The sequence below is a fragment of the Blastococcus sp. SYSU DS0541 genome (genome assembly GCF_054050875.1).
Map to the genome: position 1 here is coordinate 184,835 of NZ_JBJHAD010000003.1, position 26,706 is coordinate 211,540.

General features: G+C 73.3%; 23 protein-coding genes. 6 read left to right on the top strand and 17 right to left on the bottom strand.

Annotated elements, in window-relative coordinates:
• Positions 1 to 129 precede the first annotated feature (129 nt).
• Positions 130 to 975 carry an NAD-dependent protein deacetylase gene (locus tag ACI794_RS05315; protein ID WP_456615806.1) on the bottom strand — a complete coding sequence of 282 codons (846 nt, stop codon included), beginning with the start codon at positions 973 to 975 and terminating at the stop codon, positions 130 to 132.
• A gap of 156 nt (positions 976 to 1,131) precedes the next feature.
• Between ACI794_RS05315 and ACI794_RS05320 the strand changes: the two genes are divergently transcribed.
• Positions 1,132 to 2,145, top strand: a complete 1,014-nt coding sequence (locus tag ACI794_RS05320) for an ion channel (RefSeq protein ID WP_456601034.1) — start codon at positions 1,132 to 1,134, stop codon at positions 2,143 to 2,145.
• A 7-nt stretch (positions 2,146 to 2,152) separates the two neighbouring features.
• Here ACI794_RS05320 and ACI794_RS05325 read toward each other — a convergent pair whose 3' ends face one another.
• From ACI794_RS05325 to ACI794_RS05360, 8 genes are all read right to left on the bottom strand, one after another.
• Entirely contained in the window at positions 2,153 to 2,599 is a 447-nt protein-coding gene (locus ACI794_RS05325; protein ID WP_456601035.1) for an SRPBCC family protein, read from the bottom strand.
• 29 nt (positions 2,600 to 2,628) lie between these two features.
• Positions 2,629 to 2,985, bottom strand: a complete 357-nt coding sequence (locus ACI794_RS05330; RefSeq protein WP_456601036.1) for a hypothetical protein — start codon at positions 2,983 to 2,985, stop codon at positions 2,629 to 2,631.
• A 52-nt stretch (positions 2,986 to 3,037) separates the two neighbouring features.
• A complete protein-coding gene (locus tag ACI794_RS05335) occupies positions 3,038 to 3,736 on the bottom strand; it encodes a LuxR C-terminal-related transcriptional regulator (RefSeq protein WP_456601037.1) in 699 nt (232 codons plus the stop codon).
• A gap of 276 nt (positions 3,737 to 4,012) precedes the next feature.
• The gene (locus ACI794_RS05340; RefSeq protein WP_456615807.1) at positions 4,013 to 4,627 is read right to left on the bottom strand and encodes a response regulator; all 615 of its coding nucleotides are present in this window, start codon (positions 4,625 to 4,627) and stop codon (positions 4,013 to 4,015) included.
• Positions 4,624 to 6,645, bottom strand: a complete 2,022-nt coding sequence (locus tag ACI794_RS05345; protein ID WP_456615808.1) for a sensor histidine kinase — start codon at positions 6,643 to 6,645, stop codon at positions 4,624 to 4,626. Before ACI794_RS05345 ends, ACI794_RS05340 begins: the two co-directional genes overlap by 4 nt.
• 25 nt (positions 6,646 to 6,670) lie before the next feature.
• A complete protein-coding gene (locus ACI794_RS05350) occupies positions 6,671 to 7,387 on the bottom strand; it encodes a hypothetical protein (RefSeq protein ID WP_456615809.1) in 717 nt (238 codons plus the stop codon).
• Between the two features lie 405 nt (positions 7,388 to 7,792).
• Positions 7,793 to 8,764 carry a hypothetical protein gene (locus tag ACI794_RS05355; protein ID WP_456579440.1) on the bottom strand — a complete coding sequence of 324 codons (972 nt, stop codon included), beginning with the start codon at positions 8,762 to 8,764 and terminating at the stop codon, positions 7,793 to 7,795.
• A gap of 980 nt (positions 8,765 to 9,744) precedes the next feature.
• Complete coding sequence (locus ACI794_RS05360; RefSeq protein WP_456601041.1) at positions 9,745 to 10,227, bottom strand: AAA family ATPase; 483 nt, start codon at positions 10,225 to 10,227, stop codon at positions 9,745 to 9,747.
• 13 nt (positions 10,228 to 10,240) lie between these two features.
• On the opposite strand from ACI794_RS05360, the gene ACI794_RS05365 reads away from it, so the two are divergent.
• A complete protein-coding gene (locus tag ACI794_RS05365; protein ID WP_456615810.1) occupies positions 10,241 to 12,226 on the top strand; it encodes an anti-sigma factor RsbA family regulatory protein in 1,986 nt (661 codons plus the stop codon).
• 24 nt (positions 12,227 to 12,250) lie between these two features.
• Here ACI794_RS05365 and ACI794_RS05370 read toward each other — a convergent pair whose 3' ends face one another.
• The 3 genes from ACI794_RS05370 to ACI794_RS05380 form a co-directional block, all read right to left on the bottom strand.
• Positions 12,251 to 14,863 carry a SpoIIE family protein phosphatase gene (locus ACI794_RS05370; protein WP_456579443.1) on the bottom strand — a complete coding sequence of 871 codons (2,613 nt, stop codon included), beginning with the start codon at positions 14,861 to 14,863 and terminating at the stop codon, positions 12,251 to 12,253.
• 111 nt (positions 14,864 to 14,974) lie between these two features.
• Positions 14,975 to 15,238 (bottom strand): ANTAR domain-containing protein, encoded by a 264-nt coding sequence (locus ACI794_RS05375; RefSeq protein WP_456601043.1) that lies wholly within the window; start codon positions 15,236 to 15,238, stop codon positions 14,975 to 14,977.
• A gap of 527 nt (positions 15,239 to 15,765) precedes the next feature.
• Complete coding sequence (locus ACI794_RS05380) at positions 15,766 to 16,176, bottom strand: DUF2511 domain-containing protein (protein ID WP_456579445.1); 411 nt, start codon at positions 16,174 to 16,176, stop codon at positions 15,766 to 15,768.
• 75 nt (positions 16,177 to 16,251) lie between these two features.
• On the opposite strand from ACI794_RS05380, the gene ACI794_RS05385 reads away from it, so the two are divergent.
• Positions 16,252 to 18,051, top strand: coding sequence for a SpoIIE family protein phosphatase (locus tag ACI794_RS05385; protein ID WP_456579446.1), 1,800 nt, complete (start codon positions 16,252 to 16,254; stop codon positions 18,049 to 18,051).
• 558 nt (positions 18,052 to 18,609) lie between these two features.
• Here the strand turns inward: ACI794_RS05385 and ACI794_RS05390 are convergent.
• Together ACI794_RS05390 and ACI794_RS05395 are read right to left on the bottom strand one after the other, a co-directional pair.
• Positions 18,610 to 18,744 (bottom strand): hypothetical protein, encoded by a 135-nt coding sequence (locus ACI794_RS05390; RefSeq protein WP_456579447.1) that lies wholly within the window; start codon positions 18,742 to 18,744, stop codon positions 18,610 to 18,612.
• Between the two features lie 76 nt (positions 18,745 to 18,820).
• Complete coding sequence (locus tag ACI794_RS05395; protein WP_456601044.1) at positions 18,821 to 19,213, bottom strand: ATP-binding protein; 393 nt, start codon at positions 19,211 to 19,213, stop codon at positions 18,821 to 18,823.
• A gap of 421 nt (positions 19,214 to 19,634) precedes the next feature.
• Here ACI794_RS05395 and ACI794_RS05400 point away from each other — a divergent pair, with 421 nt between their 5' ends.
• Positions 19,635 to 20,390: a response regulator transcription factor gene (locus ACI794_RS05400; RefSeq protein ID WP_456579449.1), complete on the top strand. Its 756-nt coding sequence runs from the start codon at positions 19,635 to 19,637 to the stop codon at positions 20,388 to 20,390.
• Complete coding sequence (locus tag ACI794_RS05405; protein ID WP_456601045.1) at positions 20,387 to 22,141, top strand: ATP-binding protein; 1,755 nt, start codon at positions 20,387 to 20,389, stop codon at positions 22,139 to 22,141. The genes ACI794_RS05400 and ACI794_RS05405 overlap by 4 nt, the downstream gene beginning before the upstream one ends.
• Before the next feature lie 49 nt (positions 22,142 to 22,190).
• Here the strand turns inward: ACI794_RS05405 and ACI794_RS05410 are convergent, their stop codons facing one another.
• A complete protein-coding gene (locus ACI794_RS05410) occupies positions 22,191 to 22,313 on the bottom strand; it encodes a hypothetical protein (RefSeq protein WP_456579451.1) in 123 nt (40 codons plus the stop codon).
• A gap of 360 nt (positions 22,314 to 22,673) precedes the next feature.
• Between ACI794_RS05410 and ACI794_RS05415 the strand changes: the two genes are divergently transcribed.
• Positions 22,674 to 23,270 carry a hypothetical protein gene (locus ACI794_RS05415; RefSeq protein WP_456615811.1) on the top strand — a complete coding sequence of 199 codons (597 nt, stop codon included), beginning with the start codon at positions 22,674 to 22,676 and terminating at the stop codon, positions 23,268 to 23,270.
• A 54-nt stretch (positions 23,271 to 23,324) separates the two neighbouring features.
• On the opposite strand, the gene ACI794_RS05420 is transcribed toward ACI794_RS05415, so the two are convergent.
• Together ACI794_RS05420 and ACI794_RS05425 are read right to left on the bottom strand one after the other, a co-directional pair.
• Positions 23,325 to 24,992 carry a 3'-5' exonuclease gene (locus ACI794_RS05420; RefSeq protein ID WP_456615812.1) on the bottom strand — a complete coding sequence of 556 codons (1,668 nt, stop codon included), beginning with the start codon at positions 24,990 to 24,992 and terminating at the stop codon, positions 23,325 to 23,327.
• Positions 24,989 to 26,512, bottom strand: coding sequence for a hypothetical protein (locus ACI794_RS05425; RefSeq protein ID WP_456615813.1), 1,524 nt, complete (start codon positions 26,510 to 26,512; stop codon positions 24,989 to 24,991). The genes ACI794_RS05420 and ACI794_RS05425 overlap by 4 nt, the downstream gene beginning before the upstream one ends.
• Positions 26,513 to 26,706 lie beyond the last annotated feature (194 nt).

Sequence of the window (26,706 nt, forward strand, 5' to 3'; positions counted from 1 at the left end):
GGGAGGTCCTTCTCAACCACCCAGCGCCCGCAGCGCCGCCTCCCAGCGCTCGCGCCGCGCGTCGTCGTCCTGCTCCCACCAGGGCGCCCCGCGCTCGCCCAGGCCGGTCGGTGCCCCCGACCCCCTCCGTCACGACAGCCGGCGGGCCAGCTCGGGCAGGACGACCCCCAGCGGGGCGTCGACCTTGAGCGACGCCTTGGCGTCCCCGCGGGTCGCACCGGAGTTGACGATCATGACCGGGATGCCCCGCTTGGCGGCGTGGATGACGAACCGGTAGCCGCTCATCACGGTCAACGACGAGCCGAGCACCAGCAGGGCCCGGGCGTCGTCGACGAGCGCGAAGGAGGCGTCGACCCGATCCCGCGGCACCGTCTCGCCGAAGAAGACCACGTCGGGCTTGAGGGGACCGCGGCCGCAGGCCAGGCAGTCGACCATGACGAACCCGTCGAGCTCCTCGTCGGGCAGCTCGACGTCGCCGTCGGGGTTGACCTCGTCGGTCGGCTCCGGCCGGAAACCCGGGTTGGCCGCCCGCAGCCGCACGTCCAGGTCCGCGCGCGAGGCGACGTCACCGCAGGCCAGGCAGACGGTCCGGTCCAGCCCGCCGTGCAGCTCCAGGACGTCGCGCGCCCCGCCCGCCTGGTGGAGCCCGTCGACGTTCTGGGTGATCACGTGGGTCACCGCGCCGGCCTGCTGCAGCGCGGCGACGGCCCGGTGCCCGTCGTTGGGCCGGGCCTCGGCGATCTGGCGCCAGCCGACGAAGCTGCGCGCCCAGTACCGGTGCCGGCCCCGTGGGTCGCGGGTGAACGTCTGGTACGTCATCGGGGTGTGCCGGCGCAGCGAGCCGGTGGCACCCCGGTAGTCGGGGATGCCTGAGTCGGTGGACAGCCCCGCCCCGGAGAGGACCAGCGTCCCGCCGGCGGCGAGCAGTCCGGTCAGCTCGGTCAGTCCCTGGACGGCGGGTGGCGCTGCGGTCACCGGCCCATGGTCCCTGCCCGACGGCGCGCGCGCCGTCGGCGGCGGTGTGTACTGCACAGCCTTCCCGGTCACCCTCTGCGGGACCGCCCGTCCCCGGGCCCGATCGAGGAGGCCGACCGTCGACCGCCGCGCGCACGCACGATGCCGGATCACCCCGTGACCGGGGGGTGGTGGTGGGACGTCATCGGCCTGGCGATCGTGTCCTTCGCCGTGGTGGACGAGGTGCGGACGACGCTCGCCGTCGCCAGCGGTCCCGGCCCGCTGACCCGGCTGGTCACCGACGCCGTGTGGCGGCTGGCCCGGCGGCCCGCCATCGCCGACGCCGCACCGGTGCGCGCGGTGGGAGGCCCGGGGGTCATCGTCATCGGGCTGACCGTCGGCGCCTGGTTCACCCTGCTCTGGCTGGGGTGGTCCCTCGTCTTCCTCGGCGACGAGGAGGCGGTCGTCGGCTCGTCGAGCGGGGCAGCGGCGTCGGTCTGGGAGCGCTTCTACTTCGCCGGGTACAGCATCGCCACCCTGGGCAACGGCGGCTTCCAGCCGGCCGGCCCCGGCTTCCAGCTGGCCACCATGGCGGCCTCGCTGAGCGGGATGCTCCTCATCACCCTCGGGGTCTCGTACCTCACCTCGGTGATCTCCGCGGTGGTCGTCAAGCGGAGCTTCGCGTCCCAGGTCACCGGGTTCGGCAGCACCGGCGCAGAGGCGGCGGCCGGCCTGGCCACGCCCGGCTCGGTGGTCCCGGCGGTGGTGCCCCTGTCGTCGCTGTCGTCCACCTTGTCGACGCTCGCCCAGCAGCACCGCGCGTATCCGCTGCTGCACGCCTACCGGCCCCGGGCGCCGGAGCTCGGCACCGCCCCAGCGGTGGCGGTCCTGCTGGACGCGACGCTGCTGCTGTCGTCGTCGGCCGACCCTGCCTCCCGGCTCCCTGCCGGGGTCCGCCGATCGGTCGTCTCCGCCGTCCAGCAGTACGTCGCGCACGCCCCCGCGACCGGTGGTGCGCACGCTGGAGGGGCGCCCGCGCTGGTGCCCGCCGACATCGAGCGCACGGGGCTCCCCGTGGACCCGGCGCAGCTCGCCGAGCGGACCGCGGAGTGCGCGGACCTGCGGGACGAGCTGTCCCGGCGGATCCGGGCGGCCGGCTACCGCTGGCCGGGTGACGAGCGCGCGTCCTGACAGCCGGTCAGGCCGGGGTGAGGGTCTCCTCGAGCCGGGCCAGCATCGCGTCCTGGATGCGGCTCAGGCCCTTGGGTGCGAAGGTGCGCTCGAAGAACCCGCCGATGCCGGTGGCACCCGTCCAGGTGGTGCGCGCCCGCACCGTGCAGACCCCGGCGTCCGCGGGCGTGACGGTCCAGGTGGTCACCATGCTGGAGTTGGTGTCGGTCTCCACGAGCGCCCCGTCCGGGGTCTCGGTGACGACCACGTCCTGCTCGCGCACCCGCTTGGAGGTGGCCTGCAGCCGCCAGTGCACCTTCGTGCCGGCGCCCTGCCCGCCGGCGTCGACGCGGTAGTCGCTGTACTGCTCGGGGAGCACCCGTGGCCGCGTGACGGCGTAGTCGGCGAGCGCGGCGCGGACGACGTCCGCCGGTGCGCGCAGGACTCGTTCGGTGGTGGCGACGACCTGACCCATGCCGCCCATCCTGCCCTCCGGCGGATCGGCTACGCCTGCCCCTCCTCGTTGTTGAGGTAGGAGCAGCGGAAGCGGGCACCGGCCATCGCCTCGGTGAAGCGGGCCTCCCACATCGGGTCGTCGGCCGGGAAGGTCTCGAACACCCGCTCCTCGAGCACTTCCGGGTGCCCGTCGAGCCCGGGGCAGCTGCGCCGCAGCAGGACCCGCGTCGTCCCGTCGACCTCGTCGTGCGCGGCGCCCCAGCGGGCCGCGGCGACCGCCCGCTCCCGCAGCACCCGCTCCCGGGCGGGCAGCGCCCGGCCGGCCGGCTGCGGCACCGAGACCCACCAGACGACGATCCCGGCCAGCAGCACGACCAGCAGCACAGCCGTCAGGACGCCGACCATGCCCAGCACGGTAACCCCGCGTGGGGCCACCGGGCCGGGCCCGCCGGCCGGGTCAGACCTCGGCGGGGGCGGAGGTCAGGTCGTGCGCGCCGCAGGTGCAGCCGTTGCGGGCCGAGAGCACCATCGAGACGGCGTGCGCGCGGTCGCGGGCGCCGAGCTTGCGCAGGATCGCCTTGACGTGCGACTTCACCGTGTCCTCGGAGATGAACAGGTTCTCGCCGATGCGCCGGTTGGACTGGCCCTGGACCAGCTCGTCCAGCACGTCGGACTCCCGGCGGGTCAGCGGCACCTCGGGGGTCAGCTCGCGGGCGACCGGCGCGGCGGACCCGGGCTGGACCCGGCGGATCTGGGGGTCGACGACGGTGCGCCCGGCGCGGGCGGCCAGCACGGCCCAGCCCAGCAGCGTGGCGGAGGCGTTCATGAGCAGGTAGCCGCGGATGCCGGCGGCGAGCGCCTCGTTGACCACGGCCGGGTCCTCGGAGGTCGCCACGGCGACGATGGCGGTGCGCGGGAAGCGGCGGCGCAGGTCCCGGATGGCGGTGAGGGTCGCGCTGCGGCCGGAGCCGAGCTCCACGATCACCGCGTCGGGTCGGGCGGACTCGGCCAGCACCAGGGCACGACGCGGCTCACCGGGTGCGCCCACGGCCTGCAGGCCGGCGGTCTCGTCGACCATGCCGACGAGGCCGCGACGCAGGACCGGGGCGTCGGCGAGGACGAGGACCCGGGTGACGCCGGCAGTGGAGATGGACACGCTGGTTGCTCCGCTCACGTTCGGTGACGACCTGACCTGCATTCCATCGGTCGGGTGAACCGAGTGCTTGAGCAGCCCGTTCGAGGTCGTGTCCCAGCGCTCCGCAATCGGCGGCGGAGCGATCCGGGGAGGGGGGCATCCAGCCCGGCCACTCACCGGCAGACGCCTGCCACGTCCGGAGCACCGGGCCCAGTGCCCGCCGACGGCCCCGCTCGGGCGCAATGGCCTCGGACGCCTCGGGCGGTAGCCGTCGTCGTCGCACCTGCGCGAACGTTCTCACAGGCCCCGCATGCGCAGAGCGGCCTGGGTGCGGTCGCGGACCTGCAACTTGGTCAGCACCCGCGAGACATGGTTCTGCACGGTCTTGAGACTGACCTGCAGTTCGCGGGCGATCTCGGCGTTGCTCTGGCCGTCGGCGATGAGGGCGAGCACCTCGGCCTCGCGGTCGGTGAGCTGTTCTCGACCACCGAGCGCGGCCGGACCGCGGGAGAGCAGGCGGGCGGCCACTCCGGCGCCGAATACCGCGCCCCCTGCAGCCACGGTGCGGATCGCGCCGAGCACATCGTCCTGCCCGGCTCCCTTGAGCACGTAGCCGCGGGCCCCCATGCGCATCGCGGCGGTCACCGCGTCGTCGTCGTCCACCATCGTCAGCACCAGGACGGCGGTCCCGGGCAGCTCGCGGACGATCCGGCGGGTCGCCTCCAGTCCCGGGACGCCAGGCAGGTTCAGGTCCATCAGGACGACGTCCGGCCGGTGCTCGCTGGCCAGCAGGACCGCGCTCGCGCCGTCTCCTGCCGTGGCCAGCAGGCGCACGTCCGGGACGGTCGCCAGCAGGGCGGCGAGCCCGTCCCGGAACAGCGGGTGGTCGTCGACGACGAGGACGCCGATCACAGCAGGGCTCCGTCCGAGCGTGGTGCCGCGGCTTGGGCGCGGGGAATCGGCAGCCGTAGGCGCACCGTGGTACCCCTTCCGGGACGGGCATCGATGGCCAGGCTTCCGCCGAGGTCGGATGCGCGCTCCCGCATGCCCGGCAGCCCGGAGCCCCCGGCGCGAGGTCGGACCATGCCGGAGCCGTCGTCGGCGATCTCGGCGCAGAGCTCCTCGCCGTCGGTTCGGAGGGTCACCCGGCAGGTGGACGCCCCGGAGTGGCGCACGGCGTTGGTGAGGGCCTCCTGGATCACGCGGTAGCAGGCCACCTCGGCCGCCGCGGGCAGCGCAGGCAGTTCGTCGTCCGCGTCGACGTCCGTGCCGTCGGGCAGCTCTGCTTGCAGCCGTTCGGCCAGCTCGCGCACCGCGCCCACCAGGCCGAGCTCGTCGAGGGACGGTGGACGGAGTCCCTCCACCACGCGGCGCACGTCCTGCACCGTGTTCTGGATGCCGGCCCGCAGGTCGAGCAGCGCTGCGTCGGCCGCCGTGGGGTCGTCGAGGAGGTTGCGGGCGGCGTCGGCCTTCAGCGTCAGCCCGGCGAGCGCGGAGCCGAGCCCGTCGTGCAGGTCGCGGCGGAGCCGTCGGCGCTCGTCCTCGCGGGCGAGGATCAGGCGCTCGTGGGCAGCACGCAGCCCGGTGAGGAGGGACGAGGCGTGCACCAGTGCTCCGAGCTGGCCGCTGATGTCGTCGAGGAGTCGGAGGTCGCGGTCCCGCAGCGGCCGCGGGGGCATCGTCCAGCGCAGCACTCCCACGGCGCGGCCGTAGCCGGTCAGCGTGGTCTCCCGGTCGGCAAGGTCAGCGGCGCCGTGCACGGCGAGTGGCCGGCCTGCTCCGTCGAGCACGACGATCGCCGGCAACTCGAGCACCTCGGCCAGTTCCCGGACCAGGTCCTGGAGCAGCCCGTCGACGTCCGTCGCATCGGCGACCCGGCGTCGCACGGCGGCCAGCACCTCCTCCGGCTGCGCCCACTGCCCGTAGGTCAGCCGGTTCGCCGCTCGCTGCAGCGCCTGACGCAGGGGTGAGAAGGACAGTGCCACCAGGCCGGTGGCCAGCCACGGCAGCCACCGCTCCCGTCGTGCGTCCAGCAATGCCCCGACCCCCGCGACGGCCAGCACGTACACGGCGGCGAGGGCGGCGGACAACCCCACGGAGGCGATCGTGCGGCTCACCGCCGGCTGCACGTCGTACAGCCGGTGCTGCAGCACCGCCACACCGATGGCGACCGGCAGTGGGAGCACGGCGACTCCGAAGACCAAGGTCTCCGCTGCGCCGACGAGGATCAGCGGCAGGACCGCCGCCGGCACGGCGGCCGCCCAGGTCAACCACAGCAGCTGTTGACGCAGCAGCGGTCCACCCCCGCGCCACCGCGAGACGAGGCTGCCCACCGCCCCCGCCACCGCCGCTGCCACCGCGCCCAGGGCGAGCACGGCCAGACCGTCGACGACTCCGCCGAGACCGGCAGACAGGCCCACGGGGCTGTCGATCGCGGCCAGCCGCTCGTCCATGGGGGCAGGGGCGAGGACCGACGTCGCCGTGAACAGGAACAGCGCCGTTGCCGACGCCGCGATCGCCCATCGCCATGGCCGCCCTGGCAGGCGCCCATCGGGGAAGACCAGCGGGACCAGCAGGACCAGCACCAGCCAGCCGAGCCCCCGCAACACCGTGCCGGCCACGGCCAGCAAGGCCGCGGCCGACCCGGTCATCGGGGTCGTGACCAGTCCCTGGACACCCACCGCCAGGATGGCCTCGCCGAGCCCCCACACCGCTGCTCCGCCCAGCAGCACGAGTCCGACCCGGTGCCCCGGGCGGGCCAGGCAGATCAGCACGCCCACCCCGGCGTACACGACGATCACCAGCGCCACGACCCATGCGCCGGCAGGGAACTCGCCGACCTGCGCGGCCGTCAGGACCGCCGACGTCGCCGCGCCACCTACCGCCACCGCGGCGGCGCCCGAGACCACGCTGTGCCGAGGCGTCCTCATGCTGCATCGTCCTGGTGTGCGACGGTCAGGTACCGGCCCCGGGGCGAGGCGTCGTGGTCAGCGGGTCGCCCGACGCCCCGGAGAAGACCGGTGGCGCTGCCGCATCCGGTCCGCCGGGTCGGTACCTGAGCATGACGGTCGCAAGGGCGAGGAACCAGACCATCCACGCCACGGTGGCCCAGTCGACGGCGCCCAGCCGCGCGGCGGGCACCGAGGCCACCAGGACGAGCCCCGTTCCGAGGCCGGCCCAGCCGAGCCACGGGGGCAGCTCCCCGTCGGCCAGCACGGCGATCCCGACGCCGGCGGCGTGCACCCCCAGCAGCAGGACGCTCAGGAAGAAGGTGAAGTTCCGGACGTCGTTGACGAGCGACACCGTGACCATGTCGGCACCGTGCTGAGCGCCGTACAGGGCGGCCGCGCCCGCGGCGAGCCCCGGAGCCAGGCTGAGCGCCACGTAGGCGATGCCTGCCGCGAAGGCGGTCTGCGACGCCCAGCCGCCGGTCTCGGAGCGGCTCAGCGCCCGGGCCAGGAAGGCGAGCACCGGGAGCAGCAGCAGGAAACCGACGGACTCGACGTAGCCGCCGGCCATGATCCGGGCCAGGTCGCCGTCGACGTACTCGGCGGCGACCGCTTCGGCGCCGTCCCCGAGCCGCGGGGACCGCTGCTGGCTGATGCCGACGAGGATGAGCACCACATGCGCGAGCGCGAGGCTTCCCGCCACCCGCCATGCCGTCCGGGACATGGCGTCCTCCGTTCGTTCGAGACCGGGCTCTCCGATCCCCGGACCCAACGGTCCTGCGTCGACACGGAGTTGCCATCAGGCGCCTTCCCGCGACCGCCGGGAAGATCTCCCACCCGACCGCGTCGGGGCTCCCCTTCCCCCCGACAGGGGGATGCGAGTGGTGCGCCCCTCGGCCCAGATGCCCGTCAGGCGGCTCGCTGCAGAGGCCGATGAGCCGTCCACCTGCAGATCTATGGGTGGGGTGCTAACCGTTGCTCTGACCAGCAGCGAAGCCGGTCGGCCGGCGAAGTTCTTACACGATTTCGGCCGACTTCTTACACACTCGCCGCCGGGCGCGAGCTGACCCGGCCCGGCAGCGGCCCGCCGCCGGCCAGTACCGGCGTCCGGGCCACCCCGCGAGGCCGGCTAGGCCGCCAGCGGCTCTTCGTCACCGGCCACGACCCGAGGCAGCAGAACGGCGGGCACCGCGGGACAGGCCCGGCACCGAGGTCGGAGCCCGACCACGTGGACGGAGACGTGCCGCGGGTGCCCGCAGCGGGCGCAGGCGATCCGCCAGCGGTCCGTCGATCGGCCCGGGTAGGCCTCCTGGGGCACCCAGCCTGCGGCGGTGAGCCGGTCCATGGCCACCTCGGCGCTCAGGCTTCGCTTCCGCGCGCTCTCCCGGGCGCCGCACGGCACGCAGCCGCCCTTGCCGTCACGCAGGTTGGCCAGCATCGGCGCACCCTCGGTTCGGCAGGTGTCGCAGCGGGCGCGCCAGGGGTCGGTGACACGGCCCGGATAGGGCTCCAGCGGGGTCATCCCGTGCTCCCTGAGCTTCTGTTCCGCGGTCTCTGAACTGAGCGCGCGCGGCCACCGGCTCGGGTCCCGGCGGCGCACGTACGCGTCCAGGTCGGCCCGGTCGGGCGGCAGCGACGCCACCTCCTGCTCCACGCGGGCCCAGATGGTTCGGGCGGAGACCGTCGCCGCGTCGACAGTCTCCGTCGCGCCGTCCTCACCGTCCAGAGCTGCCGGAAGACCCCGGTCCTCGCGCAGCCAGCGGAGCACGGCCCGCTCGACCTCGAGCGCGTGCGCGCCGGTCGGCACCGCGACGGTGTGCAACACCGTCCAGCCGCGGCGCCGGTGCAGGGCCAACCGGGTGCTGTCGGCCGCGGTCACGCCGATCTTGTGCGCCCCCCGGCGGGGATCGGTGAGCAGGTACACCACCGCCGGTGCCGCCGGGTTGAAGCCGCTGACCGCACATGCCGAGCAGCCGGCATGGCCTTTGCGCACGTCCGAGTGCCGGATCGGCTTCACGAAGTCGCAGGCGGTGCACCGGCACAGCCACGGTTTGTCGGATCCGGGATAGGGCTCCTGGGGTTCCAGCCCGGCGTCGCGCATGACGGCCTCCGCCGCCGCAGCGTGCGCGGCGAGACGGCGGCGGGCTCTATCGCGGTGGAAGCAGGCCCTGCAGCGCTTACCTTCCCGGAGGCGGCGCAGGGTCTTGACCGCGGCCGCACCGCAGGCCCTGCAGGTCACCTTCCACGGGTCCAGAGCGGAGCCGGGGTACGGCTCGGCCGGGTCGAATCCGACGCTCCGGCACTCCGCGGCCGCAGTTTCCGGGTCCAGGCGGCGGGCCTGCCCAGTGGCCTGGTCGGTGCACTTCCGGCAGCCAGAGCCCTTGCGGTGCTTCCCCGCAGCGACCGTGACCTCTGCGGCACAGCCGGCGCACGTGACCGTCCATTGCTCGTGGAACGGCGGCGGCAGCGGCTCGGTCGGGATCAGTCCGGCGGCACGCAGCCGCTCGGCGGTCTGGACGGGATCGGCAAGGCTCGGCACCCGAGGGGACCGTCCGATGGATCTCGATAGCGGCAATCACGCCGGTCGGTGTAGAGAGGCCGGGTAATACGCTTGCTGACCTGCGGTGTAAGACGATGCCGGATTTCGTGTAAGAGGTCGGAAACGTCAGAAGCGCCGACCAACGGTCGGCGCTTCTGGGAGCAATGGTTAGCTCCTGGTGGTGGGGTGCTAACCGTTGCTCTGACCAGCAGCGGAGCACCGGCATCGGTGGAGTTCTTACACGTTTCCGGCGGAGTTCTTACACAGCCCCGTCCTCGGTCAGCGCCAGCCTTCCAACAGCTGCGCCGGGCTCAGGACGTGCGCACCCTCGATGGAGCTTCCGGAGCGGGACACGACGAGCAGCGGGGTGTCGGACGATGCGCCGGGCAGCTGCCCGCGGTGGGTCACGAGAGCGGCGAAGTCGCGGTCGTCGAAGGGCTGGTTCTCCAGCCATTTGATGCGCGCTGGCCGCTGACCACCAGCGCCGAGGTGGAGTGCGACAGCGCCTCCTCCAGGTAATCCCACATCGGCAGGCCGCGGGGTCACTCCTCGCAGACCAGCGGCAGGCCGCCGGTGACCAGGTAGGCGTCGAAGGTGTCGGCCGGGTCGAGGTCGAGCATGGCGCCGAGCTCGAGCGGGCTCAGCGGTGGCACGATCATCTCCACGGCGCGCTGGTGAAAGGGGCGCCCGTAGGCGTTGAGCGCTTCCATCATCGCCAGGTCTGACCCGACGCCGATGAGCAGCACCGGGTGGCGAGCGATGACCCGGTCGAACACCTTCTGCAGAGCGCCCTCGAAGGCGTTGTCGGGGCCGGTCAGGTACGGCAGCTCGTCGATCACCACGATGCTGGGGCCGTCGGTGGGCAGGGCGGTGGCCAGCAGCCGCAGTGCGGCCTCCCACGTCGCCGGGGTGATGCCGGCGGATGTGGTCGCGTCGGACAGGTCGGAGGCGGCGACCTCCTCGGCGAACAGCCGCAGCTCCTCCGCCGGCTGCTGCATCGACGCGGTGAAGAACACGTGCGGCACGCCGGCACGCTCGATGAACTCCTCGATCAGGCGCGACTTCCCGACCCGTCGACGAACGCGAACGATTTCGGAGTTCAGCACCACCACTGACCGTGGTTCCCTGCGGCAGTCCTTGGTGTCGGCCATCCGCTCGGCGGCGAGCCCCGGCGTCTGGGCCGACGCTGTCGCCATGACCTTCGGCGTGTTGCGTGGCAGGGCGCTGCACCGCGTCGTGCGAGAGTCCGGCGGTGTGCCCCTCGCCGTTGCCACCCTGACGGTCGGGGGTGCGGTTCTCGCGGCTGACAGTCTGCGCACCGAGCTCCGGCCGGGGGCGCCGATCGTTGCGGCCAAGGTCGGTCAGCGCGGCAACTGCGCTGTGCTGCTCACCGGGTTGGCGACCGTGGAGGGCAATGATCTGCTCGACGACGTCCTGGCCGCCCTCGACCTGCGGCACGACGTCGAGTCGGCGATGCGGGCGGTCAGTGACGTGCTGCTTTGGGCCTGCAGTCCACTGCTGCCCCACGTGCCTGAGCTGCTGGCGGTCAACGACTCCCTGTGGGACGTCGTGCTGGCGGTCCAGACACGGCACGGGAGGTGGCAGTACGCGCGCTTGCGTGGGTTCCGCGGCACGGATGACTTCGCGTTCGAGACGCAGATGCTGCAGCCGAGGGCGGATGAAGTTCTGACCGTGGTTCTCGGGGCGTGGCATCCGGAGCTGGGCCGGCTTGACTCCGCGTACGCCGAGGGCTACGCGGACATGGTGTTCACCGCACGCGCGGTTCGCATGCCTGCCCCGCCGCCACCGCAGGCGCTGCCCGTGACCGACGTGGTGGCGGCCGTGGCGGCCGAGCTTGACGCGGCGATCGCCACCGAGGAGCTCGCGCGGCGGCCTGTGGGCTGGCCGGCGCGGGTGAAGTGCGCGCCGAGGCCGGCGCCGGGTGGCCAGATTCGGGACCGCGGCTACCGTGGGACGGACCGCCCCTACCCGAACGTGAGCGGCACGACATGGGGGTTGGACGCGTTGGGCCAGCAGATCCCGAGGTGCACGGACGGCCACGGCGGCCCGGCTGGCACCGTGTCGGGCGGCTGCGCGGGGCCGGGTTTCCGGCATGACGCCCTGTTCTACGACTCGGTCGAGGAGTTGGCCGACCTCGCCGCTCCGTTCCTGCTCGAGGGCCTGGCAGCTGGAGACGGCGCGGTGATCGCCGCCGGCCCGGCAGTCACCGCCGCCCTGCACGACGCGGTTGAGAACCACTCGCTGGTGCTGGTGCTCGAGCGGCACGCGCTCTACCGGTCCCGCACGCCGACGGCGATCACCACCTTCCGCGGACTGGGTGAGCAGGCAGGCCCAGGCCGGCGGGTCCGGGTCGTCGGCGAGGTCGACTTCGGCACCACCGCCGCGGACTGGACCGAGTGGCAGCGCTACGAGGCGGTGATCAACGCCGCGTTCGCGTCGTCACCGCTGTGGGGGCTGTGCGTGTTCAGTACCGCCCTGCCCGAGCCGCTGCTGACTGCTGCCCGGCGCACCCACCCGCAGCTGGTAAGCCGTGACGGCCGGGCGACGAACGCTGACTACGTCGACCCGGCGACCTACCTGGCCGGTCTCTCGGTCCCCGACGAGCCGCTGGAGCGCACGCCGCCCGCGCTGGTCGCCGACGACGTCACCGACTTCATCGGGCTCCGGCGGACCATCCGCCGCCATCTGAGCAACCTCGCCGGACCGGCCGACCTGCTGGAGGACTTCCAGCTGGCTGTGGACGAGATGACCTCCAACGCTGTCCGGCACGGCCACCGGCCGGTCAGCCTGCGGCTGTGGACCGCGCCGGGTCAGCTGGTGTGCACCATCGGCGACGCCGGAACCGGCCCGGCCGACCCCTTCGCCGGGTACGGGCCGGCGCACGGCGAGGACCTGTCGGCCGGCGGGATGGGGCTGTGGCTGGCCCGCCAGCTGTGCGACCACGTGGCCCTGCGCCGCGACGCGCACGGCAGCAGCGTCCGGCTCACTACCCGCTGGGTCTGAGCCGACCCCCGCGCTGTCCTGGGGTCAGTCCCTCGGGAAGCCCGGCGGCACCCGGTGCGGGCCGGCCTCCGGCGGGCGCGGCCGGTCCTGCGGGTGCAGCCGGACGGCGACCAGGGCGACGTCGTCGTCGGGCGCGTCGGGCAGCATCCTCGCCAGCAGCTCATCGCACAGCTCGTTCAGCTCCCGGCCGGCGAGCTCGGCCAGCACAGCCTTCAGCCGAGCCGTTCCCGCGTCGAGGTCGGAGTTCCGGCGCTCGACGAGCCCGTCGGTGTACAGGAGGACGACCACGTCCCGCTCCAGCGTCACCTGAGACTCTCGCCGGAGCGCGTGGGCATCCACACCGAGCAGCAGGTCGGTGCGCTCGGTGGTCAGCGCGGTCACCGTGCCGTCAGCGGCGATCGTCATCGGCGGCGGATGGCCGGCGTTCGACCAGCGCAACCGGGTCAGCCCGGCCTCCCGCTCGTCGTCGGTCTGCTCCAGCCGCGCGATCAGCGTCGTGGCCAGGATTCGCGACTGCAGGGTCTCCATCACCTGGCCCACCTGGCGCAGCACCGCAGCCGGCCCATTCTGGTCCAGGGCGCCGATGGTGCGCACGATGCTGCGGATCTGCCCCATCGCCGCTGCGGCAGCCACGTCGTGCCCGACGACGTCGCCGATGACCAGCTGGGTCGCGCCGCCGGGCTGCATGAACGCGTCGTACCAGTCGCCGCCGACCTCCGCCGACTGAGCTGCGGGCACGTACCGGACGGCGATCTGCAGGTGGTCGGGTTCGGGCGGAGCGGTGAGCAGCGACCGCTGGAAGCCCTCGGCCAGCCCACGCTGCTGCCGGAACAGCCGGGCGTTGTCCAGCACCAGCCCGGCGCGGGCGGCGACGTGCCGGGCGGTGACCAGATCCTCGGCGCTGAACGCGCCCCGGTCGGTGCCGTTGGCCAGGGTGAGCATCCCGACCGAGCCGTCCCGCCCAGGTAGTGGGAGCACCACCACCGCTTCGGGTGCCAGCGCCCGGAGCGCATCGTGCATCGGCCCGGGGGGGAGCCTCGTGAGGGCTCGCGCGGTCGCGTCGGCGTCGAGGAGCTGCAGTTGACCTGTCCGCATGGCCCGCTTCAGCACGGCGTCGTTGGAGAGGGCAGCCAACCGGACCCGGGCGTAGTCATCCAGGACCTCCTGCATCGCGGGGTCGACGTGCTGGGCGGCGGCGTGGCGCAGGCCGCGCCGGACGCCCGCGGCCTGGTCGTCCACGCTCAAGGTGACGATGCACCAGTCGGTCAGCGCGGGGACGAGCAGCCGGACCAGCCGGTCGGCGGCCTCGTCGGGGTCCAGGGTGCCGACCAGCTCCTCGGTGATCCGGCCCAGCAGCCGCTCCCGGCCGGCCGCCCGCTCCGCCTGCTGCTGCGCCACGGCGCGGGCGGTGACGTCGACGAAGTGCAGCGCCACCCCGGTCGGGTTCGGCACGGCGCGCACCTCGACCCAGACGTCCAGCGGCTGGGGGTAGTACGCGTCGAAGGACACCGGCTGCCCGGTGTCGGCGGCGCGGCGGTAGTGGTCCTCGAACTCGGTGCCGACGGCGGCCGGGAACGCCTCCCACAGCGGGCGGCCCAGCACCTTCTCCCGGGGGAAGCCGGTGATCCGCTCGACCTCGGCGTTGACGTGCGTGATCACCCAGTCGGTGTCCACCGCGAGGAAGCCGACCGCCATCGACTCGACCGCCTGAGCTGCCAGGGCCAGCGGCTCCCGTTGGGCGGTGGTGTCGTGCACCACGCCCACGAGACGCGAACCGGCGCCGTCGCCACCGCCGATCACCTGCCCCCGGGCGGCAAGCCAGCGGTGCGCGCCGTCGGCATGCACGATTCGGTACTCGGCGTCGTAGGTCGCGCCGGTGTCGACGGCGTACTGCACCGCCGCGACGACATCGGCGAGGTCGTCGGGGTGCACGTGGGCGTACACGTCGTCGGGGCTGCCGGAGAAGCCTGCCCGATCCATGCCCGACAGCCCCAGCAGGCGGTCATCTACGGTCAGCGCGCCGGTGTCCAGATCCAGGTCGAAGGTGCCCACCTGCCCGGCAGCCAGCGCCAGCGACCACCGGGACCGGTCGAACTCGCGTTCGACGAGCAGCTGCCGGGCGTGCGCCGCGGACTCCTCCGCCCAGGCCACGGCGGCGTCGGCGCGCAGCTGGGCCGCCCGCATCCGCAGCTCCGAGCCGCACGCACCGGCCAGGTCGGTCAGCACCGCCACGTCTTCGTCCGACCACTCCCGTGGCCGGCTGTCGATGGCACACACCGACCCCACGACCTTGCCGTCGGCGTCGGTGATCGGAACGCCGGCGTAGGCGATGACATGCAGGTCGGGGATGGCCAGGTTGTCGGCGACCAGCGGATCGGTGCGCGCGTCGGTGATGACCAGCGGCGCGGCCGAGCGCACCACGTGCTGGCAGAACGAGTGGCTCAGCGGTGTCTTGCGCGTGGACTGCCACGGCTCGGGCAGCCCCAGCGCGCCGGGGAACACCTGCTCGTCGTCCGACACCATCGTCACCAGCGCCACCGGGACGTTCAGCTGGCGGCGCACCAGGCGGGCGAAGCGCTCGAACGCCGCATCCGACTGCGCCGGCAGCGCGGTGCCCGCAGGTAGCGAGCCAGTCACAGAGACCCCCTTGGACAGGGACGCGGACGTGAGGTCCCACGGAGTCGGCCCACCGATGGTACCGGTCCGCGCTACGCCCACCGTTCCTTCGATCCCGTGCGGGGGCCGTTGCTAGTCGTCGAGTGAGCCGCTCACGGTCATCCGGTCAGCCAGTTCGCGCAGCTTCAGGTTCTGGCGCTGGCTTGCGTCGACCAGGAGCGCGAACGCCTGGTCGGAAGTCAGCCGGTGGCGCTCCATGAGGATGCCGACCGCCATCCCGATGCGGCGGTTGGACTCGAGGCCCGCTTCTAGGCTTGCAGCCTGCGCGCGCGCAGTCTCAAGGTCAGACAGCGCCCTGCGCAGCTGCTCGTCGACCGACCGGCGAGGCTCGAGCATGTGGGCAGTGTCCCAGCGCGAACCGCTGCGGCAGAACGAGGGCCGGACGCCGCCGCAGACCAGGCGGCCGGCCGTAGCCCGTCGTCCTGCGGGGCCGGTGTCTCGGCGGTGGCCCGCAAGCGCCGGTGGGTCAGCTCCACGTCCATCAGCCGCCGCATCAGGCTGTGCTCGGCCAGGTTGAACGGGCTGTCCCTGCTGTAGACCGCCCGCAGGTCGTTGCCGAGCCGTCCCAGGCCGGTGGTGTCCTCGGCAGCCTCCGCCAGATCCAGCTGCACCGCCTCGACCTCCTTCACGAACCGGGCCATCGCCTGCTGCGTACCGGCGACGTCCTGGCGGTACCGCTGCCGCACCGCCTCGAGCACCCAGTCCCGAGCCGGGATGTCGTCGGGGTGGAGGTACCAGTGGCCGCGTTCACCCCTGCGTGCCAGACCTTCCCCGCCTCGCACAGCTCGCGCAGCACGTCGGTCGGCACGCCGGCGAGCTTGGCCGCCTGCCCGACCGTCACCTCGGTCATGCCCGGTCCCGGCTCAGTCGCACAGCGCCAAGCCAGCCTCGATGAGGTCACCGATGCTCACCTTGAGGTCCAGACCGCTGCCATCGTCGGCCCAGATCGGGTCGATGTCGGCCCACTCGCCGGAGCCCTTCGCGGTGCCGTTGACGGCGTACGTCGTGCCGTCGGCGGTGAACGTGACCCGGCTGCCGGGTTCGCAGTCGAGCGTGCCGCGGTCGACGGTCAGCGGCCAGGTCCGGCCCTCGCCCTCGAACTCGGCGCGGGACACCTCGCCGACCTCGCCGGCCGACGAGCCGCTGGAGTCCCCGCCTCCGATCCGGGTGCAGCCGTACACGACGGCCGCGACGACCAGCAGGAGGATGAGGAAGCCGCTGCACGAGTCCCCGGCGACGGAGGGGTGCCGGGGAGTGCGATTCCCCGGGCGCATTCCTTCACCGGGTGGGCTGGGACAATCGGGCCGGAGCTTCGCCGCGACCCCGTGGTGGGCGGGAGACGGGACCAGATGAGCACGCACGACGGCGATGGCACCGAGCCTGAACTGTCACGCCTGATCAGCGGCGACGAGGCACGCCGCTCGCTGCTGGACATGGCCGTGGCGGCGGCCGGCATCGGCACCTTCGACTGGGACCTGACCACCGGGATTCTCACCTGGGACGACCGGCTGCTCGAGCTGTTCGGGTACGGGCCGACCGAGTTCGACCAGACGATCGAGGCGTTCAACGACCGGCTGCATCCCGAGGACGTCGGCCCCGTCGGCGTGCAGATGCAGAAGGCGATCGACGGGTGTGGCGACTACGCCGCGGAGTTCCGGGTGCTGCTGCCCGACGGCGGGCTGCGCTGGGTCGCCGCGCGCGGGCGGGCGCTGTGCGACGAGGGCAACGCCGCGGTCCGCCTGCTGGGTTCCGCGTGGGACATCACCGGTCGCCGCGCCGTGCAGGAGCAGGGTGAGCAGGCAGCGGCGCGGGAACGGCTGCTCAGCCGCATCACCGAGGACCTCGCCGCCGACCTGGACGCGGAGACGGCCGTCGGCCGCCTCGCGCGGCTGGTGATTCCCGCGGTCGCGGATCTGGCCATAGTCACCCTGATCGGCGACGACCGCGCCGCCGGGTCCCGGCGCGGTCTGCGCACCTCGGAGTCCTGGCACGCCAATCCGGAACTGCGGCCGGCGACCGAGGCCTACGCGCAGGCGCGGCTGGCCGCGCTCCGCGACGACGCCCTCATCGTCGGCGCCCTGCGGACCGGGCAGCCGCAGCTGCTCAACGGCAACGCGACCGCTCAGGCGCTGTCGATGGTGCAGCCCGGCCCGACCCGCGAGCTGCTCACCACCCTGGCGCCCGAGGCGGTGGCGGTGCTGCCGCTGCCCGGCCGGACCGGCCCGGTGGGCATGCTCACGCTGGCCAACGGCCTCGAACGCGGCACGTTCAGTCCCGAGGATCTGGTCACCATGCGGATCGTCGCCTCCCGGGCCGGGCTGGTGCTGGACAACTCGCGGCTCTACCGACAGCAGCGGAATCTCGCCGAGGGGTTCCAGCGGTCCCTGCTGACCCCGCCGCCGGAGCCCGACCACCTGCAGATCGCTGTCCGCTACGTGCCCGCCGGGCAGTCCGCGCAGGTCGGCGGAGACTGGTACGACGCGCTGATGCAGCCCGCCGGGGCCACGGTGCTGGTCATCGGTGACGTCGTCGGCCACGACGTCGAGGCCGCCGCCGCGATGGGGCAGCTCCGCAGCATCGTGCGCACGCTCGGCGCGATCGACGGGGACGGGCCGGCCGCGATCCTGCGACAGGCCGATGAGGTCATGCAGACCCTGCAGTCGGGAATCCTCGCGACCGTGGTCGTCGCCCGCCTCGAGCAGAGCGCCGCCGACCGCGACCTCGGCGTGACCCGGCTGCGCTGGTCCAACGCCGGCCATCCGGCGCCGGCCGTCATCGCTCCCGACGGCACGGTGACGCTGCTGACTGCCGGCCACACCGACCTGATGCTCGGCGTCGACCCCGGGACCCGGCGCCGCGACGCGCAGGTGACCCTGGACCGCGGCGCCGTCGTCATCCTCTACAGCGACGGGCTGATCGAACGGCGCGGCTCCGACCTCGACCACGGCGCCGCCCGGCTACAGGCCGCGCTGGCCGACCTCGCCGGCCACGACCTCGACGAGCTGTGCGACGAGCTGCTGGCCCGGATGCTGCCCGACCAGCCCGATGACGACGTCGCGCTCGTCGCGGTGCGGCTACACCCCCAGGACCGGCCGCGGCCGCCGGAGGCCGGCCCGAACCGGGTGCCACCTACCGTCCCCGCCGACTGACGTTCAAGCAGCACATGGGGGGCCAGGGCCGCGGTGGCGTGTGCGGCCAACGCCGCAGCTCACGCGGCCCGGCCCGGGGCCGGGGCGACGATCACCGCCATGTGAGCACGTGACCCGCACCGAGTCGGGAACGGCCAGCGGCCTGGCGCGCCATGGAACCTCCAGTCCGGGCGGTCCGGCGGTGCGGTCGGCCACGTCGTGGTTGCCGCCGCGGCAGTCAGCACATGCAAGAGAGTGCCCCGGCAGTTCGGGCAGCGGCTGCCCGCCGGCCGCCCGCCGGCCGGAGCCGATGCCGCCTCGCAGGTGCGAATCAGGTGCTCGACGAGGCGCGACCGGGGTCCCGTTGGCGCAGCTGGTGGCGGAAGCACAGGCCTCCCCGCCGCGCGGCGGCGCTCAGGCTGCCGACGAGTTCCCCAGCACGCTGCTGGGGATCTCCCGCAAACCTGTGGGGGCAGTCGCCAACAGGCTGTTGGACAACTCGGGCAGCGGCGTTCGCACAAGGAGCTCCCTGGACACCGCGGACTACGCCCCCGAACTGCTCCCGCAGCCGCTCGGCAATCATCGCGATGCCCACGGGGTACGGGGGCCGCCCCGCAGGACCAGCTTCCCCGTCGACTTCGGTCCCTCCAGCCGGACGTCCTCGATCTGGTCGGGCGGGAACAGCGGCCAGTCGGCGTCGAAGAACGCGAGCACCCCCGGTCACCGGGACGTCGGCAGGCAGCCACGGATCGCCGGGGAGCGCGTTCACGGACGAGCTGAACTCCGGGGTTCAGGACAGCGAAGGGGGCGCCTCCTCGCGCGTGTAGTCCACACGCGCCCACACCGTCTTGCTCCCGCTCCCGAGTGGCTCCCAACCGTGGGCACCGCTGATCTCGGCGACCAGGGCCAGACCCAGTCCTCCGAGCGCGGCGTCCCGGCCCGGGTCGGGAGTCGGCGGCACGTCGCCGGCGGCGTCGACAACCTCGAGCAGCCAGCACTGGCCGTGGTCGGTCACCATCACCTCGACCGGCGACCGGCCATGCCGCACGGCGTTGCTGACCAGTTCCTCGAACGCCAGGAGGAGCCGCTCGACGCCTCCCTCGGTCGCCCCCCGGGGGCGCACGCCGTCGTGCAGAGCGGCACCGAGCTGCCTGCGGGCGGCCGTGACGTCCGACGGCCGCATCGGGCGCCAGCGCCCCAGGATGCGGCCGTCGGACCGAGGCGCCGGGCGCGGGCTGAGCACCCAGGGCGTCCCCGCCACAGGGGCGGGAGCCGTCACCGTGGCGAGCACAGGATCACCGCTGCCGGTCATCCCCGCCGCCGCGTTCTCGGCGACCCGCGGGGCCGAGCCCGTCAAACCCGGCGGGGCCTCATCGGCAGGCGCGGGGAGGCCGAGGTCAGCTCGGGGTGGGGGGACACGATCGTCTGGCACGGGGATTTCCTGTCGTCCTGACCGGTTGTTTTCAGTCACGGCTGCGGGCCACTCTTTGACCGCGCGTTGAGACAATGTTGAGGCTAGGTCCAGGTGGTGACGTCCCGCCGCCACGCGACGGTGTGCCCTGCGCCACATTCGCCGACAGTAGTTCCCTTGGTAGGTTCGAGACATGGTTGAGACCCGACTTCCGGATCAACGGGGGGTCAAGGATCCGGCCGTCGAAGGGACGTCGCACCGGCCGCTCCCGCGCCCGGTCGTCCTGCTGATCGACGACGAGGTGGACTTGGTCGCGATGGCCGGCAACTACCTCACCCGGAGCGGCTTCGAGGTGCTCACCGCCGGCGACACGCGGACCGGGGCGGCGCAGCTGCGGGAGCGCCCGGTCGACCTGGTGGTCCTCGACCTCGGGCTGCCCGACGGCAACGGCCTGGAACTGCTCCGCACCCTGCGCCAGGACGACCACCCGGTGCCCGTCGTCGTCCTGAGCGGCCGCGGGCTGGAGGGCGACCGGCTGCTCGGCCTCGAGCTCGGCGCCGACGACTACATCGTCAAGCCGTTCTCCCTGCCCGAACTGGCCGCGCGCATCCGAGCGGTGCTGCGCCGCTCCGCCCCCCCGTCCGCCGGCCCGCTCGTACCGGTGGGCGAGCTCGTCATCGACACGTCCGCGCACGAGGTGAGCGTGCACGGCACCCCCTTGGCGCTCAGGCCCCTGGAGTACGACCTGCTCACCCTGCTCGCCCTGTCCCCGCGGCAGGTCCACTCCACCGCCCAACTGCTCGAGCAGGTGTGGGGCTCCGCCGCCGGGCGGGCCGACGCCACCGTGTCCGAGCACGTCTACCGGATCCGGCAGAAGCTGACCCACGCCGGCGCCGCCAGCCCGCGGATCGTGACCGTGCGCGGCGTGGGGTACCGACTGGACCCATGAGGCGCACCATGACTCCCGACGAGGTCGACTACACGGCGGTGTTCGACGCGCTGCCGGCCCCATTCCTGGTTCTCACGCCGGAGCTGGTGATCGTCGGGATGAACCGAGCGCGGGAGCGGGTCACCGGGACGCGTCGAGCCGACCTGGTCGGGCGCCATCTGTTCGAGGCATTCCCCGACAACCCGGAGAACCCGCGAGCCAGTGGGGTGCGCCACCTGCGGGCCTCGCTGGAGCGGGTGCTGTCCACGGGGGAACCGCACACGATGGCGGTGCAGCCCTACGACATCCTCGACCAGTCGACGGGCGAGTTCGTGGAGCGGTACTGGAGCCCGGTCAACGTCCCGGTGCTCGATGAGCACGGCCGCGTAGTGCTGCTGCTGCACCGGGTGGAGGACGTCACGGACTTCATCCGGGAACGGCAGCTGCGGCAGGTCGAGCAGGAGCGGGGCGAGGAAGCGCTGCAGACTCGTCTGGAGGATCTGGAGGTCGACCTGTTCAACCGCGCCGGCGAGATCCAGGAGGCCGACCGCAACCTGCGGGAGGTCATCGCCCGGCTGGAGACCACCACCGCGCAGCTGCAGGCCCAGCACCAGGAGAAAGACCGGTTCATCGCCACGCTCTCGCACGAGCTGCGCAACCCGCTCGCCGCCGTCCGAGCCGCCCTCGACGTCCTCGCCCTCGACATCGCCGGGAACCCGGTCCTGGCGGTGCTCGACCGCCAGACCGCGGCCCTGACCCGCATGACCGACGACCTGCTCGACGCCGCCCGCGGAATCGCCGGACGGCTCACCGTGCAGCGTCACCCCCTGGACCTGCGGACGCTGGTGGAGCAGGTCGTGGCCGACGTCGGATCCGCACACGGAGGGCGGGCCCGCACCATCGACCTGGTGCTACCAGAGACGCCCGTGCCAGTCGACGGCGACGCGGTCCGCCTGGGCCAGGCCGTGACCAACCTGATCGACAACGCCTGCAAGTACACCCCGGCCGACGCCGCGGTCGGCGTCCGGCTCACTGCCGACGACGGCAACGCCGAGCTACAGGTGCACGACGACGGGCCCGGGTTCGACCCCGCCGTCGCCGAGCGGTTGTTCGAACCCTTCCACCGCGAGCCGGATCCCCGGAGGCAGGCACCCAGCGGCCTGGGTCTGGGGCTGGCCGTCGTCCGCGGCATCACCCAGCTGCACGACGGCACGGTCACCGCGCACAGCAACGGCCCCGGCACCGGCGCCACGTTCACCATGCGGCTGCCGCTCCGCGTCGAGCTGCCCGACGCCGCGCCGGCTACGGAACCGGCAAGGGAACCGGCCTCAACCGGCAGCCAGGGGCCTCCCGCGGAATCGACACCGTCCGCGCCGCCGACGCCGCTGCGCATCCTGATCATCGACGACAACGAGGACCTCGCCCGCGCCTACCAAACGGCGTTGACCCTCCGCGGCCACGAAGTCACCGCCGCCTTCACCGCCCGCGACGGGCTCGCCCAGGCCCAGAATGCCTTCGACGTCGTCCTCTGCGACATCGCCCTCGGCGAGGACGTCGACGGCTACGAGGTCGCTCGCCGGCTGCGCGGTACCACACAACACCGCCGGACGCGGTTCGTCGCCATCTCCGGATTCGGCCGCGACAGGGACAAGTCCCGGGCCCTGGAGTCCGGATTCGACGCCCACCTCACCAAGCCCCTTGACCCCGGCGACCTGGAGCAGCTGCTGCGCCGGTGGAGTGCGGACGAAGCCACCGACCCGGACCGGGACTGAGCTCCACCGCCTGCAGGCCGTCGCCGACCGGGTCGCCGGCGGCGAGCTGTTAGGCGAGGGCGACAAGTACGTCCTGCACCAGCACGCACGCCGCACGCAGCCCGGTGTCCTTGACGTCGATGAAGGTCATGTGCGGCCACTGCCCACGACCATGCGCTGCAGGACCGGGCACGGCGTGACGTTAGCCGGGGCGTCTGGACGGGCGCACGCACCAGCGCTACGAGTCTGCGTCCCCGCTCACCGGCGCACCGTAGGTCCGCGTCCTGACGGGGCGGGATGATTCGGCCAGTACGGCAACACGTGGGGGGAAATGTGGGACATCTCTGCGTCCCTCGACGGGCCTCGGTGACCGCTGCGCTCGGCCGGCCCGGGCGGTCTGAGCCTGGCCGTGTGCGGCGGCCAGCTGTGGCAGCGACACGCGGTTCTGCACGGGGCGATCAGCGGCCCGCTGGCGCGCAGCAACGTCTCCCTTGCGTCACGCTTCGGGTGGAGCTGCTGGACTCCGAGGTGGTAGGGCCGCACGATGCGAGCTGTGAACGGACCCCGGCCGGTGTGGCCCCTGCTGGCGATGGCGGCGCTGCTGGCCGCCACGCCTGCGCTGGCCGCCTGCGGCGCCGGCGGGCCGGGCAGTTCGCCCTACGTCGCGGAGTTCGGCCTCGGAGCTGATACGCCCGAAGCGCGGGAGTTCGTGCTCACGCCGATGCCTGGACCACGTGTTGAGGTGCTCCCCGCGCCGTCCCCTGCGCCGCGAATCACGCTGCCCGACCCAGGGGAGGGCTTCGAGCTGACCTACACGCCGTCGCCGGCGCCTCCGCCCGACTCGGGTGGCCAGTCGCCCCTCGAGTCGGCCTTCCAGCCCTCGATCGCCTGGGTCAACGACGGCCAGTACCTCGGGGTGGTCACCTTCGGCAGTTCCAGCTGTCCCAGCGGACCGCTTGGTACCGAGGTGGTCGCCGAGCAGGAGATCGAGATCCTCCTGGGACCGCTGTTCCCCGACCGGGACGTCTGCTCTGCGGACATGAGCGGGCACGTCACGGTGGTGGAGCTGCCGTCGGGGGTCACGCCGACGAAGCCTTTGGTGGCCCGCTTCGGGGACCACGAGGTGACCATCGAGGCCACGGGTCGCTGACCCGGTCCCGCCGTACCGACTCGCTTGCCTGCGTCCGGTCGCGGACCGGCTGTGTCAGCTGGCGGGCGGTAAGCGGTGCAGCTGGTAGCGGTACGTGTGGGTGCTCTGCGGCGGGCGCAGTTCGATGTCGGCCGGTGTGCGCACCGGGTCGGCCTTCCGCTGCCGGGTGATCCGGCCCGCGGCGGCCTGGCGGGCTGCGGCGGCGCGGCGGAACGACCCGTGGAACCACACCTCGAGGTCGAGGTAGCCGGGGTTGCTGGTGGCCTTCGCCAGCACGGCGGTGACGAGCTCCTCCACGTCGCCGTCGCGGTCGGGGCTGCGGGCCCAGTGCCGGGCGACTTCGAGCGCGAGGTGCGGGTCGGCCAGGTGCAGGCCGCGCTCGACCGCCGAGGCGAGCAGCTTGCTGACGGTGGTGTGCTGGTGCTTGGCGCGGGCCTCCTGCACGACGACCCACAACATGTGCGCGGCCATGTCGGACAGGCCCTGCGCCGGCCAGGTGTCGATCTTGCGGGCGCTCTTGCCGTAGTACAGGTCCTTCTTCACCTGCTTGGACAGCAGGCTGACCGGGACGCCGGCCGCGGTGGTGCCGTAGTCGAGGGCGCGGCGGGTGAGCAGCTGGTAGATGACGTCCCGCGGGCAGGGGCGTCCGGCGACGCAGGCCGGGCAGGCGGCGTGCGGCTCGCACGGTTTGGCGTCGCAGATCTGCTGATGGTTGACCTTGTACCAGGCCCGCGCCGCCGGCCGGTCGAGGCGTTCCAGCAGTGGTTCCAGGCCCAGGAGCAGGGTGCCCACGTCGCCGGGGTCGCGCGTGGTGGCCAGCAGCGCGGTGAGCCGGTCGAGCAGCCGGGGCGCGTGACGCTCGTCGTAGAGCACCTTGTCCGCGATCGTCGGGCAGTGCAGCCGCACGCAGGCGGCGATCTGCGCGGTCCAGGCGTCGAGCGCGGCCTCGGTCGGGCGGGCCGGCAGCCGGGTGCGGCCGTGGCAGGCCCGGACGTGGCCGGCCGGGATCTGCGGAGCCCGCATCCGCCGTCGGCGGCGGACAGTAGCGGCGATGTCGCCGCTGCGCTTGGGCTTGGCGACGCGGCAGAACTCGTCCCAGCTGGCGATGTCCAGCAGCGCGGCCTCGGCCAGCAGACAGTCGAGCACCTCGGCGGTGTCCTGCGCGTCCTTGAGCGCCTTGTGCAGCCGGGCCTGGGCGCGCGGCACGGCGAGGGTGGTGTTGATGCCGTACCGGGTGGCAAGGTCGGTGAGCTTGGCGAAGTTGGCGACGCCGGGCAGCTTGAGCCGGACGCCGAGGAACTCGGTGTCGAAGACGAGCCGGTCGAACGGGGTCATCCCGGCGCGGGCGTAGGCGGCGGCCAGGTGGCCGACATCGAACAGGGCGTTGTGGCAGACCAGCGCGGCGTCCGGGTGCCCGGCGAGGAAGGCGTCCAACTCGGCGAGCACCGTGGCGACGTCGGGGTGGCCGGCGAGGTCGGCGGTGCGGATGCCGTTGTAGGCGCTGCTGTCCTTGTCCACCGGCACACCGGGGTTGGCCAGCCGGTGGAACGTCTCCCGGCGGGTGCCGTTGAGCAGCACCACGGCCCCGACCGAGATCGGGTGGAAGGCGGCCTCGGCGGTCTTGGTGGCCTTCGTGTGCGTGGTCTCGATGTCGAGAACGACGAACTCGCGGCCGGCGACCAGCTCCTGGTACGCCGCGCCCTTCTCCGGCGCGGTGCTCACGAGGAGTGCCGTTCGAGCAGCTCGGTGACGGAGAACGCGTCGCGCAGGCCGAGCACGCCCGCGGGCTCGGTCAGGGCGCGCGGCGGCGGCGCCCAGCCCCGGGTGCGCTTGGACGCCTCGCGCAGGGTGCGGGCAACCTCGTGCTGGTCGAGCAGCGCGCCGTTGGCGGCGGCGACGATGAGGTCACCGAGCAGGTTGGTCCGGGCCAGGTTGGAGAACATCGCGCCGCGGCGGGTGGTCAGCCGCTTGACCCACAACCGGATCTGCGACTCGACCGCCGAGTTGCTGACCTGCACCTCCGGGTCGTTGTGCCGCTGCGCGACCAGCGCGGTGCGGCGCAGCAGCGGCTCGTAGCGGCGGCGCTGGGCGGCCACCAGGTCGGCCGGCAGGTCCGCGGCCGCCGCGGCGTCCTCCAGCTCGTCGAACCAGGTGCTGACGGCCTTCGCGCCGCCGTCGCGCATCAGGTCGCGGCTGAGCCGGAACATGTGGTCGCGCACCTTGTCGGCCAGCCGCCCGCGGGGCGGGGTCAGCTTGCCCTCGATGTTGCGGGTCGCGTGGAACATGCACGGCACGAACGTGGTCTTCTTGCCCCACACGGCGGTCGCGGCCTTCTCGATCGCCGCCGCGCCGTCGGCGACGAGGAAGTCCGGCGCGTCGAGCTCGGCCAGGACCAGCCGCCATGCCTCGGTAGACGCGTTGGGCAGCGCCCGGACCCGCACCAGCCGGCTCGACCGGCCGGTGACCTTGCGGTCCTTGTCTCGCTCCCAACTGGTCCGGGTGACCACCAGCGCGGTCCACACGACCGGGGCGTTCGTCAGCGTGGCCGACCGGGCGTAGTCCCGCTTCACCGCCACTTCGTCGGCGAAGTACACCACCGGCAGGCCCTCGGCCCGGTAGGCCGTCTCCTCCACCTGCATCGCCGCGAGCGCCGGCTCGGTGATGAACGGCGCGAACCGCTCGAGGACGTCGGCCGAGAGGTGCCAGTGCGCCTTCAGCTCCCGGCGCGGACCGAACTGGCCGGCCTCGTGCAGCTCCTCGGGAGTCTTGCCGCCGACCGTACGTACCCGCCCGGTCGGGCGCTTCATCTGCTCCAACGCACGCCTGGACACCGCCGTGTAGGCGTGCCCGTCGGCCAGATCGCGCAGCACCGACACGACCACCGGCGTCGGCACGTTCAGCCGCCGGCTGACCGCTTCCTCGCCGGCGTGCCTCGGGGTGAGCACCTCGCAGTCCGGGCAGCAGGTGTCGTCCTCCACCGCCGCGCGCGGCAGCGGAGCGGAGAAGGTGTGGGCGTCGCCGTCGTCGGTCCGACTCACGCAGCGGTATCGCTGCCGCTCGCCGGCGGCGGTCTTGTAGGTGCCGTGGGGCCACACGTAGCGCCCGCCGTGCCCCGGCCTGGGGCACTCCGGCGCACTCACCACCTGGTCGATCAGCAGCCGCGCGTCGGCCTTCGGCCGGGTGAGCACCGTGAAGTAGTGGACGCTGGCCTGGCCGCCCTGCTCGAACCGGCAGCGGAACACGCGCGTCGCTCCGCGCCTCGACTGCCTGGCCTCGTGAGCATGGACCTGCGCGCCCGCGTGCCCGTCCGGGCACGCGGGCGCAGGCACAGACCGGCGAGCGGCCACCGTGTGCACCTCCGACGCCGAGGGCACGGCCGGCCCTTACGCAGCGTCAAGATCAAACCACACAGTGCGGACAGAGTCCCACATTTCCC

What these genes read in the sequence shown, in the direction of transcription:
- ACI794_RS05325 (WP_456601035.1), bottom strand. Translation starts at nt 2,599, where the DNA reads ATGGGTCAGGTCGTCGCCACCACCGAACGAGTCCTGCGCGCACCGGCG.
- ACI794_RS05330 (WP_456601036.1), bottom strand. Translation starts at nt 2,985, where the DNA reads ATGGTCGGCGTCCTGACGGCTGTGCTGCTGGTCGTGCTGCTGGCCGGG.
- ACI794_RS05345 (WP_456615808.1), bottom strand. Translation starts at nt 6,645, where the DNA reads ATGAGGACGCCTCGGCACAGCGTGGTCTCGGGCGCCGCCGCGGTGGCG.
- ACI794_RS05350 (WP_456615809.1), bottom strand. Translation starts at nt 7,387, where the DNA reads ATGTCCCGGACGGCATGGCGGGTGGCGGGAAGCCTCGCGCTCGCGCAT.
- ACI794_RS05355 (WP_456579440.1), bottom strand. Translation starts at nt 8,764, where the DNA reads ATGCGCGACGCCGGGCTGGAACCCCAGGAGCCCTATCCCGGATCCGAC.
- ACI794_RS05365 (WP_456615810.1), top strand. Translation starts at nt 10,241, where the DNA reads ATGAACTCCTCGATCAGGCGCGACTTCCCGACCCGTCGACGAACGCGA.
- ACI794_RS05375 (WP_456601043.1), bottom strand. Translation starts at nt 15,238, where the DNA reads ATGCTCGAGCCTCGCCGGTCGGTCGACGAGCAGCTGCGCAGGGCGCTG.
- ACI794_RS05380 (WP_456579445.1), bottom strand. Translation starts at nt 16,176, where the DNA reads ATGCGCCCGGGGAATCGCACTCCCCGGCACCCCTCCGTCGCCGGGGAC.
- ACI794_RS05385 (WP_456579446.1), top strand. Translation starts at nt 16,252, where the DNA reads ATGAGCACGCACGACGGCGATGGCACCGAGCCTGAACTGTCACGCCTG.
- ACI794_RS05395 (WP_456601044.1), bottom strand. Translation starts at nt 19,213, where the DNA reads ATGCGGCCGTCGGACGTCACGGCCGCCCGCAGGCAGCTCGGTGCCGCT.
- ACI794_RS05400 (WP_456579449.1), top strand. Translation starts at nt 19,635, where the DNA reads ATGGTTGAGACCCGACTTCCGGATCAACGGGGGGTCAAGGATCCGGCC.
- ACI794_RS05405 (WP_456601045.1), top strand. Translation starts at nt 20,387, where the DNA reads ATGAGGCGCACCATGACTCCCGACGAGGTCGACTACACGGCGGTGTTC.